Annotated in this window: 10 protein-coding genes and 1 tRNA gene; 10 read left to right on the top strand and 1 reads right to left on the bottom strand. The window is 44.2% G+C overall.

Going from position 1 to position 12,262, the window contains the following annotated elements:
* Nucleotides 1–177 precede the first annotated feature (177 nt).
* From PGZ10_RS08800 to PGZ10_RS08755, 10 genes are all read left to right on the top strand, one after another.
* Complete coding sequence (locus tag PGZ10_RS08800; RefSeq protein ID WP_173825095.1) at nt 178–1,011, top strand: hypothetical protein; 834 nt, start codon at nt 178–180, stop codon at nt 1,009–1,011.
* 43 nt (nt 1,012–1,054) lie between these two features.
* The gene (pyk, locus tag PGZ10_RS08795; protein ID WP_270541164.1) at nt 1,055–2,491 is read left to right on the top strand and encodes a pyruvate kinase; all 1,437 of its coding nucleotides are present in this window, start codon (nt 1,055–1,057) and stop codon (nt 2,489–2,491) included.
* Between the two features lie 20 nt (nt 2,492–2,511).
* The gene (locus tag PGZ10_RS08790) at nt 2,512–3,813 is read left to right on the top strand and encodes a diaminopimelate decarboxylase (RefSeq protein WP_270541161.1); all 1,302 of its coding nucleotides are present in this window, start codon (nt 2,512–2,514) and stop codon (nt 3,811–3,813) included.
* A gap of 93 nt (nt 3,814–3,906) precedes the next feature.
* Nucleotides 3,907–3,989 (top strand) — tRNA-Leu (locus PGZ10_RS08785).
* Nucleotides 3,990–4,234: 245 nt separating this feature from the next.
* Nucleotides 4,235–6,859, top strand: a complete 2,625-nt coding sequence (gene polA, locus PGZ10_RS08780; protein ID WP_270541198.1) for a DNA polymerase I — start codon at nt 4,235–4,237, stop codon at nt 6,857–6,859.
* Nucleotides 6,860–6,871: 12 nt separating this feature from the next.
* Nucleotides 6,872–7,462 (top strand): dephospho-CoA kinase, encoded by a 591-nt coding sequence (gene coaE, locus PGZ10_RS08775; protein WP_008372230.1) that lies wholly within the window; start codon nt 6,872–6,874, stop codon nt 7,460–7,462.
* A 20-nt stretch (nt 7,463–7,482) separates the two neighbouring features.
* Nucleotides 7,483–8,280 (top strand): MBL fold metallo-hydrolase, encoded by a 798-nt coding sequence (locus tag PGZ10_RS08770; RefSeq protein WP_173685373.1) that lies wholly within the window; start codon nt 7,483–7,485, stop codon nt 8,278–8,280.
* A gap of 42 nt (nt 8,281–8,322) precedes the next feature.
* Complete coding sequence (locus PGZ10_RS08765; protein WP_117556694.1) at nt 8,323–8,595, top strand: ACT domain-containing protein; 273 nt, start codon at nt 8,323–8,325, stop codon at nt 8,593–8,595.
* A gap of 11 nt (nt 8,596–8,606) precedes the next feature.
* A complete protein-coding gene (locus tag PGZ10_RS08760; RefSeq protein ID WP_117556696.1) occupies nt 8,607–9,971 on the top strand; it encodes a PFL family protein in 1,365 nt (454 codons plus the stop codon).
* Nucleotides 9,972–9,988: 17 nt separating this feature from the next.
* The gene (locus PGZ10_RS08755; RefSeq protein WP_008372222.1) at nt 9,989–10,861 is read left to right on the top strand and encodes a DegV family protein; all 873 of its coding nucleotides are present in this window, start codon (nt 9,989–9,991) and stop codon (nt 10,859–10,861) included.
* Nucleotides 10,862–10,936: 75 nt separating this feature from the next.
* Here PGZ10_RS08755 and PGZ10_RS08750 read toward each other — a convergent pair whose 3' ends face one another.
* Nucleotides 10,937–12,235 carry a nucleotidyltransferase gene (locus tag PGZ10_RS08750; protein ID WP_270541159.1) on the bottom strand — a complete coding sequence of 433 codons (1,299 nt, stop codon included), beginning with the start codon at nt 12,233–12,235 and terminating at the stop codon, nt 10,937–10,939.
* Nucleotides 12,236–12,262 lie beyond the last annotated feature (27 nt).

Raw genomic sequence — 12,262 nt, 5'->3', positions numbered from 1 at the left:
ACATTATACGACAGAACCATCGAAAATACAAACAGAAGTTGTGTATGGGGTTGTAGAAAAAAGTGCCTGGGAGTGAACAAAAGATGTAAATTATGTGAAAAGAGAGTAAAGAGGTGGAATGGAATTGACAAAGTAAAAAGCAGACGATAAAATAACATACGTGAAAGGAGAGTTTGAATGAAGAACTGGTTAGATAAAATGGAGCGCAGATTTGGGCGCTATGCAATTAGAAATCTTACGATGTATCTGCTTGCAGGCTATGCGATCGGATATCTTTTGAGTTTTACGATGCCACAGCTTCTTAACTATTTTACACTGGAACCGGCACTGATTCTGAAAGGGCAGGTGTGGCGACTTCTAAGCTGGGTGATCATCCCGCCGAATGACAATATTATTTTTGTTATCTTTATGATGCTGTTATACTATTCCCTTGGTAATACGCTGGAAAGCTACTGGGGGGCATTTCGTTACAATGTTTACATTTTTTCAGGGATATTATTTACGGTTATTGGAGCTTTTATTGTGAATGGACTGATCGGAGGCATTACCGGATTTGGAAGCCTTTACAGCACTTACTATATCAATATGTCCATTTTCCTTGCATGTGCATCTATCATGCCGGATTATCAGCTTTTGCTTTACGGCATTATCCCGATCAAGATGAAGTGGCTTGCAATTCTGGATGTGGTTCTGCTTGCGGTAGACGCAGTGCAGGGTGGTCTGATTATACGGATCGTGATCATCGCATCCCTTTTGAATTTTATTATTTTCTTTTTCTGCAACCGGAATCTGCGTGGACACAGTCCGAAACAGGCTGCCCGCAGAAAGAAATTTCAGAAGCAGATAAGCCGTCCGCAGAATCAATATGCAGGAGGTGCAAAGCACAGATGTGCAGTGTGCGGACGTACTGAACTTGACGATCCGACACTGGAGTTCCGTTATTGCTCAAAGTGTAACGGGAATTATGAATATTGCCAGGAACATCTTTTCACACACGAACATGTGAAGTAGAGTTCTACCATAGAATCAAATTGAATTAAAAGAGGAGGAAACAATGAAAAAAACCAAGATTGTTTGTACAATGGGACCAAACACCAACGACAGAGAAATGATGAGAAAGCTGATCCAGAATGGAATGAATGTGGCACGTTTCAATTTCTCACATGGTGATCATGAAGAACAGAAATTCAGAATGGATATGCTCAAAGAACTTCGTGAAGAGGAACATGCAAACACAGCAATCCTTCTAGATACAAAGGGACCGGAAATCCGTACAGGAATTCTGAAAGACGGAAAGAAAATTACTTTAAAAGAAGGAGAAACCTTCACTCTGACAACAGAAGATATCATAGGAGATAATAAGAGAGTATCTATCACATATAAGGGACTGGTACAGGATATTTATAAAGGCTGCACCATTCTGATTGACGATGGTCTGATCGGACTTCGTGTAGAGAGCAAGACAGAGACAGAGATTGTCTGTTCTGTAGTAAATGGCGGAGAACTTGGCGAAAGAAAAGGTGTTAACGTACCGAACGTAGCCATTCGTCTTCCGGCTATTACAGAAAAAGATAAGGATGATATCCGTTTCGGTGTAGAGCAGGATATTGACTTTATCGCAGCATCATTTGTAAGAAATGCAGAGTGTGTACTTGAGATCAAGGCATACTTAAAAGAACTCGGCGCTCCGTATATTCCGATCATTGCAAAGGTAGAGAACGCAGAAGGTATCGAGAATATTGATGAGATCATCCGTGCGGCTGATGGTATTATGGTGGCACGTGGAGATCTTGGTGTAGAGATCCCGGCAGAGGAAGTGCCACATCTCCAGAAAATGATTATCCAGAAATGTAATGACAACTTTAAGACGGTTATCACTGCAACACAGATGCTGGATTCTATGATGCGTAATCCGCGTCCGACAAGAGCGGAAGTGACGGACGTTGCCAATGCGGTATACGATGGAACAGATGCAGTTATGCTTTCCGGAGAAACAGCACAGGGAAAATATCCTCTGGAAGCACTCCAGATGATGGTTCATATTGTAGAGACGACAGAGGAACATCTGGATTATGATTCTATTCTTGTTAAAGCCGGCGATCATCTGAAATCAGGTGTGTCCAGTGCGATCGGATATGCTTCTGTTCTTGCGGCAGCGAACCTGAATGCAAGATGCATCATCACTCCATCTGTATCTGGTGCAACAACAAGGGTTGTATCCAACCTTCGCCCGAGACAGGAAATTCTTGGAATTACACCGAACGAACGTACCCTTCGCCGGATGTCGATCTACTGGGGCGTAAGAGGATTGAAGTCTCTGGAATTCCATACAACAGATGATATCTGCAGTGGGGCAATTGATCTTGCACAGGCAAAGAAATGCGTGGACAGTGGAGATATTGTGGTCCTGACAGCTGGTATTCCTTCACCGAGCGTACAGCGTGAAAAGGGTTCTGTAAGTAATATGATGCGTATTGCAACCATCGACTAAACGAAAGAGAGATGAACAGGATGAAAAAAGAACCATTCGTAACAAAGACACAGTTAGATGAAATCGTAAAAGAATATCCGACTCCGTTTCATCTTTATGATGAGAAAGGGATCCGAGAAAATGTAAAGGCACTCAAAGAAGCATTTGCATGGAACAAAGGATATAAAGAATATTTTGCAGTAAAGGCGACTCCAAACCCATATATCCTCAATATTTTAAAAGAATATGGATGTGGATGTGACTGCTCTTCCTATACAGAGCTTTTAATGTCTGAGTCTGTCGGACAGGTTGGAGAAAATATTATGTTTTCTTCCAATGATACACCGGCAGAGGAATTTGCACTTGCTGATAAGCTCGGCGCGATCATCAACCTGGACGATATCACACACATTGATTTTCTGGAAAAGACGATCGGAAAGATTCCGGAGACAATCAGCTGCCGTTATAATCCGGGTGGACTTTTCAAAATTTCCAACAGTATTATGGATAATCCGGGAGATGCCAAATACGGTATGACAACTGAACAGATTTTTGAGGCATTCAAGATCCTGAAGTCCAAAGGCGCAAAAGAGTTCGGTATCCATGCATTCCTTGCAAGTAATACTGTAACTAATGAATATTATCCGACACTTGCACGTACTTTGTTTGAAGTAGCAGTTAAGCTTCAGAAGGAGACCGGTGTACATATCAAGTTCATCAACCTTTCCGGTGGTGTGGGAATCCCTTACAAACCGGATCAGGAACCGAACGATATCAAGGTGATCGGTGAAGGTGTAAAAAAAGTGTACGAAGAGGTTCTTGTTCCGGCTGGAATGGGCGATGTGGCGATTTACACAGAGCTTGGCCGTTTTATGCTTGGACCTTATGGATGCCTTGTGACAAAAGCAATTCATGAAAAGCATACGCACAAAGAGTACATCGGTGTAGATGCATGTGCTGCAAACCTGATGCGTCCGGCTATGTATGGTGCCTACCATCACATCACTGTCATGGGAAAAGAAAATGAACCATGCGATCATACTTACGATGTGACTGGTTCTCTGTGCGAGAATAATGATAAATTTGCAATTGACCGTCAGCTTCCGAAGATTGACATGGGAGATCTGCTTGTGATCCATGATACCGGAGCACATGGATTCTCTATGGGATATAATTACAACGGACGTCTTCGTTCCGCAGAAGTTCTTCTGAAAGAGGACGGAGGTACACAGCTGATCCGCAGAGCAGAGACTCCGATGGATTACTTTGCAACTTTCGACTGCTTCCCGGTTTATGAGGAACTTAAGAAGAATACGGAAGAAGCGGATAAGCTCGGAAAATAATTTCAAATAGTTTATTTTGAAAAAATACTTGCGAACCGAAGATAAGTATGATATGATTATTTTCGGTTCGTGATTAAAAAACATGAATTTTATGCCGGCATGTCGGAATGGCAGACGAGGCAGACTCAAAATCTGTTGCGGGTGACCGCGTGCGGGTTCAAGTCCCGCTGCCGGCAGTTGATAATTAACTGGAATTGAATAAAAGATATGAGAAGTACATTGCGAGGATTCGTGATGTATTTTTTCGTATATACACAATTATTGTGGCACATTTCGTGTATCTGTAATTTTGATGAGGATCTTTTTTACCCCTTCATGTATTGAAAATATCAAAAAAAAATGTCATAATGAGATGTTGTATATTTGAACGAATAGATAGAAAAGATAGAAGTAAGTGATGAGACTTACAGAGAGGCAGTTGATTATGAGCAAAATCGTATTGATAGACGGACACAGTATTCTGAACAGGGCGTTTTTCGGACTTCCGGATCTGACAAATGCGGAAGGACTCCATACGAATGCAATATATGGATTCTTAAATATTATGTTCAAGATTCTGGAGGAGGAAAAGCCGGAGTATCTGACCGTTGCATTTGATGTGCATGCGCCGACTTTCCGCCATAAGATGTTTGAGGCGTATAAGGGGACGAGAAAGCCGATGGCAGAAGAACTCAGACAGCAGGTACCGTTGATGAAGGAAGTTCTGCATGCTATGGGAATCCGGACGATCGAGCAGGAAGGGCTGGAGGCAGATGACCTTCTTGGAACGCTGTCCAAAAGATGCGAGCGAATGGGGATGGAAGTGGTCATTATTTCCGGAGACAGAGATCTTCTCCAGCTTGCTACAGACCATGTTGAGATCCGGATTCCGAAGACAAAACGGACCGGAACTGAGATCGAGAATTATTATGCAGTGGACGTAAAAGAAAAATACCAGGTGACACCGACAGAATTTATCGATGTGAAAGCATTGATGGGAGATACTTCAGATAATATCCCAGGGGTGCCTGGAGTCGGAGAAAAGACGGCGACCAAGATTATTGTAGAATACGGATCTATTGAAAATGCCTACAAGCATGCATCCGAACTGAAGCCGCCGAGAGCATCGAAAAATCTGGTGGAATACTGGGATCAGGCACAAATGAGTAAGGTGCTGGCGACAATTGATGTAGACGCGGATTTTGCTTATGAACTGGAAGCGGCGAAGCTTGGAAATCTTTATACAGAGGAAGCTTATGTCTATTTCCAGAGACTGCAGTTCAAGAATCTGCTGAATCGTTTTGATGTGCAGAGTGAGAATTCGATTGAAGATGCATTTGTGATCGCTGTGGGAAAAGAAGAAATTCAGAAAATCTTTGCGGAGGCAGAAAAAGCGCAGACAGTGGGAGCTGTTCTTTACAAAGACACCAGAAATGTACTTCCGCTGTTTGCAGGAAATGCTGAGATAGGTGGAATTGGAATTTCGTTTGGAAAAGAGAAGATCTACTGTATTCCGGCAGGAAATGGATACAGCATGGAGGAACTTCTGGAGGCACTTGTACATGTGGCAAAGCATGCCGGACGGTTTGTGGTGTTTGATCTGAAGTCATCCCTGCCTTATCTGAAAGGATTAGAAGGAGCAGCAGAGGAGAAGTGCTTTGACAGTATTGTAGCAGCTTACCTCCTGAATCCGTTGAAAAATGATTATGGATTTGAAGATGTGGCACAGGAGCATCTTGGATTGATGATCGATCCGAAGACAGAACTGGAAAAAATGGTCTGTTATGAAGCCTATGCTGCATTTGCGTCATCGGAAGTTTTGGAAGAAAAGCTGAAAAAAGAGGAAATGTGGAAGCTTTTTACAGAAATAGAGATGCCGCTTGTATTTACTCTGTTCCACATGGAACAGAATGGGGTGCGTGTAGAAGCAGAAGAACTGAAAAGCTATGGAGAACAGCTTGGCGGAAAAATCGTACAGCTGGAAAAGGAAATTTATGAGCTTGCCGGGGAAGAATTTAATATCAATTCACCAAAGCAGCTGGGCGTGGTCCTTTTTGAACATCTGTCCCTTCCAAATGGAAAGAAGACGAAAACAGGATATTCGACGGCAGCAGACGTACTGGATAAGCTGGCACCGGATTATCCAATCGTGGCAAAAATCCTGGAATATCGTCAGCTTGCCAAGCTGAAATCGACTTATGCAGATGGGCTTGCCGTATTTATTCATGAAGATGATCACCGGATCCATGGAAAATTCAACCAGACAGTCACAGCGACCGGACGTATCAGCAGTACAGAGCCAAACCTGCAGAATATCCCGGCGAGGGTAGAACTTGGACGGCTGATCCGTAAAGTATTTGTGCCGGAAGAGGGATATGTGTTTGTAGATGCTGATTATTCGCAGATAGAACTGCGTGTGCTGGCACATTGCTCCGGAGATGCAGCACTGATCGAAGCATACCGGGAGGCAAAGGACATTCACCGGATCACAGCTTCTCAGGTGTTTCATACTCCGTTTGATGAAGTGACCGATCTGCAGAGGCGAAATGCAAAAGCAGTCAACTTTGGTATTGTCTATGGGATCAGTTCTTTTGGACTGAGCCAGGATTTAAGTATTACGAGAAAAGAAGCGGCCGAATATATTGACCGTTATTTTGAAACCTATCCGGGCATCAAGAAATTTCTGGATGATGCAGTTGCTCATGCAAAAGAACAGGGATATGTTGTGACCTTATTTGGCAGAAGAAGACCGGTTCCGGAGCTGTCTTCCAGCAATTTTATGCAGAGACAATTCGGGGAACGTGTGGCAATGAATTCTCCGATCCAGGGAACGGCTGCAGATATCATGAAAATCGCAATGATCGCTGTGGACAAAGAGCTTCGCATGAGAAACATGAAATCCAGGCTGGTTCTGCAGGTACACGACGAACTTCTGATCGAGACATGGAAGGAAGAGGAAGAGGAAGTGCGGGAGATCCTGAAAGAAGGCATGATGCATGCGGCAGATCTTTCCGTTCCGCTTGAAATTGACATGCATAGTGGAAAAAATTGGTATGAGGCAAAATAGAAGGAAACAGATATGAGAAAAATAGGAATAACAGGAGGTATTGGTTCCGGGAAGAGCAAAGTACTCGACTTTTTAAGTGTAGTGTGCGGTGCGGTGATCTGCCAGTCAGATCTGGTGGCACATCAGGTACAGCTTCCGGGAGAAAAATGTTATCAGAAGGTCGTGGAGACGTTTGGAAAAGAAATTTTAAATCCTGACGGAACGATTGATCGGAAAATTCTTGGCAGAATTGTGTTTGATCAGCCAGAGAAACTGCAAAAGCTTAATGCGATCGTGCATCCGGCGGTCAATGAAAAGATCCGGGAGGAAATGCAGAAGGCGCAGGAAGAGGGAAAAGAGCTTTTTATTCTGGAAGCCGCACTCCTTACGGAACCGGTATATCGTGAGATGTTGGATGAGATCTGGTATATTCATGTGCCACAGGAGATCAGGATGGAGAGACTGAGAAGTTCACGCGGATATTCAGATGAAAAAATGTATGCGGTGTTTGCAAATCAGCCGTCGGAAGAGACATTTACAGCGGTTTCGGATCTTGTGATCGAAAACGGCGGAACCTTTGAAGAAACGGAAAAACAGATAGACTTGGCACTGGGAAGAGGCTAAGAACAGGGAGAAGAAACAAGATGAGATTATGCAGCATTGCCAGTGGCAGCAGCGGAAACTGTATTTATGTGGGGAGCGATCGAACGCATCTGCTTGTAGATACAGGAATCAGCAAAAAACGAATTGAGGAAGGCTTAAAGGAACTTGAAATAAAAGGGAAAGAGCTGGATGGAATCCTGATCACCCATGAACATGCAGATCATATTCAGGGACTTGGTGTATTCAGCAGAAAATATGAGATCCCGATCTATGGAACACCGGGAACGATTCGGGGAATCCGTGATTATAAAAATCTCGGGAAAATGCCGGAAGGACTTTACCATGAAATCCAGGTAGATAAAGAATTTAAGCTGGGAGATATTGATGTGCATCCATTTGCTATTTCCCATGATGCAAATGAACCGAGCGGCTACCGCTTTGAGCAGGATGGAAAGAAGATCGCGGTAGCAACGGATCTTGGAAAATACGATGAATATACGGTAGAGAACCTGAAGGATTTAAATGCGGTCCTTCTGGAATCTAACCATGATATACATATGCTGGAAGTCGGTCCTTATCCGTATTACCTGAAGCAGAGAGTTCTTGGGGACAGAGGACATTTATCAAATGAATTGTCAGGACGGCTTCTTTGTGATATACTACACAATAACTTGCAGAGTGTATTGCTGGGGCATTTGAGCAAGGAGAATAATTACGAAGAACTTGCGTATGAGACTGTCAAGCTGGAGGTCACTTTGGGGCAGAACCCGTATAAGGGGGATGAGATACCAATCGCAGTTGCAAAAAGGGATCAGGTGTCTGCAGTGATCGAGGTTTAGAAAAAGAAAGTATGCAGGATTGGATTCAGGAGGACAGGCAGAATGAAGAAATGCATTATTACAGTAGTCGGTAAAGATTCGGTAGGAATTATTGCAAAAGTATGTACATACCTGGCAGAGACCAATATCAATATTTTAAATATTTCCCAGGCGATCGTGGATGGGTATTTTAATATGATGGCGGTTGCAGATGTGGAAAATTCAAAAAAAGAACTGGATATCGTAGCGGTAGAACTTCGTGATATCGGCTTACAGATCGGTGTCAATATTCATTGTCAGAGAGAAGAGATTTTTGAAAAAATGCACAGAGTGTAAGGAGAACCGCTATGATTAATTTTTACGAAGTAGTAGAAACAAACCAGATGATCGAAGAAGAAAATCTGGATGTAAGAACAATCACATTGGGTATCAGTCTGATGGACTGTATTGACTCAGATCTGGACAGACTGAATGAAAAGATATATAAAAAAATCACAACACTTGCAAAGGATCTTGTATCGACAGGAGAGAAGATCGAAAGTGAATTTGGAATTCCGATCGTTAATAAGCGGATTTCCATTACACCGGTTGCACTTGTTGGCGGTTCAGCCTGCAAAAAAACAGAGGATTTTGTGACGATCGCAGAGACACTGGATAAAGCAGCAAAGGAAGTCGGTGTAAACTTTATCGGAGGATACTCTGCAATCGTATCCAAGGGAATGACAAAGAGCGATGAACTCCTGATCCGTTCCATTCCGATGGCAATGGCAAAGACAGAGCGTGTGTGCAGTTCGGTCAATGTAGGTTCGACAAAGACTGGTATTGATATGGATGCAGTCCGTCTTTGCGGCGAGATTGTAAAAGAGACAGCAGAGGCGACAAAGGACAAGGATTCGATTGGCTGTGCAAAATTTGTAGTTTTATGTAATGCACCGGATGATAATCCGTTTATGGCAGGGGCTTTTTTAGGTGTTACCGAAGGAGATGCCGTGATCAATGTCGGTGTCAGCGGACCTGGTGTTGTAAAAAGAGCGATTGAAAAATGTCGTGGCGAGGGCTTTCAGGAACTTTGTGATACGATCAAGAAGACCGCATTTAAGGTGACAAGGGTTGGCCAGCTTGTAGCCGGAGAAGCTTCCAAAAGGCTTGGTATTCCGTTCGGAATCATTGACCTGTCACTTGCACCGACACCGGCTGTTGGCGATTCAGTAGCGGAGATTCTGGAAGAAATCGGACTTGAGAGAGTTGGTGCACCAGGAACAACAGCAGCACTTGCTATGCTGAACGATCAGGTGAAAAAAGGTGGCGTTATGGCGTCTTCCTATGTAGGAGGTTTAAGCGGAGCTTTTATTCCGGTCAGTGAGGATAAAGGAATGATCGATGCAGTCAATGCCGGATCTCTTTGTATAGAAAAGCTGGAGGCGATGACTTGCGTCTGCTCGGTAGGACTTGATATGATCGCTATTCCGGGTAAGACGAAAGCTACTACGATTTCCGGGATCATTGCGGATGAGATGGCGATCGGAATGGTCAATCAGAAGACAACGGCGGTTCGTGTGATACCTGTAGTTGGAAAGGATGTTGGAGATATGGCAGAGTTTGGTGGCCTTTTGGGATATGCGCCGATCATGCCGGTCAATGAATTTGACTGCAGTGCATTTGTGAATCGAAAGGGAAGAATTCCTGCACCGATACATAGTTTTAAAAATTAGAAAGAGGTAAAGAGAGCATGGGGAAAGTTGCGATTGTAACAGATAGTAACAGTGGAATTACACAGGCAGAAGGAAAGAAGATGGGAATTTACGTACTTCCGATGCCATTCTATATCAATGAGGAGTTGTTTTACGAGGATATCACACTCACGCAGGAGGAGTTTTATGAAAAACTGGCAGGAGATGCAGATATTAAGACTTCTCAACCGGCTCCCGGAGATGTAATGGATATGTGGGACAAGGCGCTGGAGGAATATGATGAGGTTGTACATATTCCGATGTCAGCCGGTCTTAGCAGTTCATGTGAGACTGCAATCATGCTTTCCCAGGACTATGATGGAAAAGTACAGGTCGTAAATAATCACCGGATTTCTGTTACGCAGCGAAGATCGGTGGAAGAGGCGAAAAAGCTTGCAGATGCTGGAAAGAGCGCGGCAGAAATTAAAGAACTGTTAGAAGCGATCCAGTGGGACAGTGATATCTATATTACAGTAGATACTTTAAAATACCTGAAGAAAGGCGGCAGACTTACACCGGCAGCTGCAGCGATTGGAACGGTTCTGAACCTGAAGCCAGTTCTCCGTCTTAAAGGAGAAAAGCTGGATGCGTTTGCGAAGTCAAGAGGATGGAAGAGTGCAAAGAAGACGATGATCAAGACAATTAATGAGATTCGTACTTCAGAATTCGGAGATTGTGATGGAAAAAAAGATCTGTATCTGGATGCAGCTTACACAGGAGACCGCAAGGAGGCACAGGAATGGCTGGATGAGCTTCATGAAGCATTTCCGGAGTTTGAAATCCGGATGGATCCACTGTCGTTGAGTGTGGCATGCCATATCGGACCTGGAGCCAGGGCGGTGACTCTTACCAAAATTCTTCATGTGAACTAAATGAGAAAGAGACTTTTTGCACAAACATGCGTAGTAGTGGTGTGCAAAAAGTCTCTTTTTGACAAAGGGGAAGGGTTAAATAATTTGCAACTGCTTCTGGTATTCATTTGTAAAAGGTGTGCCAAATTTCTCGGTAATTATGGATTCATACAGGTCTGATGCGAAAATGTCCAGGTTCAGGAGGACCTGGGTGGCGGAGGTGAGATCTCTGGCATCTGCGAGCTTTGTGATCAGAGGGATGGTGGCATACTCTTTGATCTCTTTAAGGATTTGAGTATCTTTTTTTTGAAAACCGAGTACGCGGGCATAAAGGGCGGATGTGGATGACCGCTCTTTTTTTGCTTTGCCGGAAATGTTACCGGAATCTTCTGCAAAACAGAAAGGAGGCTCATGTCGGAAGGTGTCCTTTTCTATGCCGAGCAGGATGTGCAGCAGGGCGCGGCTGATCCGGGTGTAGGTAAGCTCTCTGGTTTTCAGAAGATCGCAGAAGGAACTCCAGGTAGCAAAATCATTTCTCTGATTGATGATCCGGTTGGCGAGGTCTTTGCTGACATCAAGGTAATCGGTTAGAGAGGAAGCACTCTCACAGAGTAGTCGATACTTTAGCAGGAGCGAAAAATCATCCTGGGTAACCGGAAGTGAGGACTGGTAATTCTTTCGCAGCAGATCTGAAGAAGCGGGCGGAAGTTGTCCTGCGACGGATGAAAAAGCATCTTCTGGTAAAGATGGATTCAGAATTCGATTGCGGATCGCAGTTGCGGAACTGAAGGTTTCGCAGAGGGCAGTATCGTGGTAGCCGGATCCCTCGCGGGGAATTGCGAAAGGCTGGATCGGACTTTTGAAATACCGGAGCGCTTTTAAGTATTCAATCCCAAGAGTATTGTTTGGTGAGGACAGGATTTCGGCAAGGGACGGATCCTTTGTATAGACACTTAGGGCAGTCTGGCGTGCCTGCGGAAACGGTCGGCCTTTTCGCAGTTCATCCTGCAGGAGCTGCCGGTAGACTTCTGGCTCTTCGGAAAGAATCCGGGCAAGCCGATTGAGTTTTTTGATATCGCCACACTCACTGCCAAAGCAGAGATAGGAAATACAGCCAAGACTGTTAAAAATAGAAACGGCACCTCTTGCAAACAACTCTGCACTGCCACAGGAAAAAAGGACCGGGAGCTCCAGAACGAGTGATGCACCGCCAAGAAGGGCAGCTTTTGCCCGCAAATGCTTTGGTGCGATAGCAGGGGCGCCACGCTGGACGAAGTCACCACTCATAAGGACAACTGCCGCATCTGCCCCCGTTTTTTGAAGTGCCTGGTCTATATGATACTGATGTCCGTTGTGGAACGGATTATATTCTGCGATGATACCGACGATTTTCATACTTTTAACTAAAATCTCCTTTGTGTT

Origin of the sequence: Coprococcus sp. AF102-57, assembly GCF_027686195.1 — a bacterium.
Lineage (GTDB): Bacteria > Bacillota > Clostridia > Lachnospirales > Lachnospiraceae > Allocoprococcus > Allocoprococcus comes.
Note: the sequence above shows the minus strand (reverse complement) of the source record. Positions and strands in the feature narration are given on the sequence as shown.

Coding starts and splice junctions, on each gene's coding strand:
- pyk (WP_270541164.1), top strand. CDS start 1,055: ATGAAAAAAACCAAGATTGTTTGTACAATGGGACCAAACACCAACGAC.
- PGZ10_RS08800 (WP_173825095.1), top strand. CDS start 178: ATGAAGAACTGGTTAGATAAAATGGAGCGCAGATTTGGGCGCTATGCA.
- PGZ10_RS08770 (WP_173685373.1), top strand. CDS start 7,483: ATGAGATTATGCAGCATTGCCAGTGGCAGCAGCGGAAACTGTATTTAT.
- PGZ10_RS08750 (WP_270541159.1), bottom strand. CDS start 12,235: ATGAAAATCGTCGGTATCATCGCAGAATATAATCCGTTCCACAACGGA.
- PGZ10_RS08765 (WP_117556694.1), top strand. CDS start 8,323: ATGAAGAAATGCATTATTACAGTAGTCGGTAAAGATTCGGTAGGAATT.
- coaE (WP_008372230.1), top strand. CDS start 6,872: ATGAGAAAAATAGGAATAACAGGAGGTATTGGTTCCGGGAAGAGCAAA.
- PGZ10_RS08760 (WP_117556696.1), top strand. CDS start 8,607: ATGATTAATTTTTACGAAGTAGTAGAAACAAACCAGATGATCGAAGAA.
- PGZ10_RS08790 (WP_270541161.1), top strand. CDS start 2,512: ATGAAAAAAGAACCATTCGTAACAAAGACACAGTTAGATGAAATCGTA.
- PGZ10_RS08755 (WP_008372222.1), top strand. CDS start 9,989: ATGGGGAAAGTTGCGATTGTAACAGATAGTAACAGTGGAATTACACAG.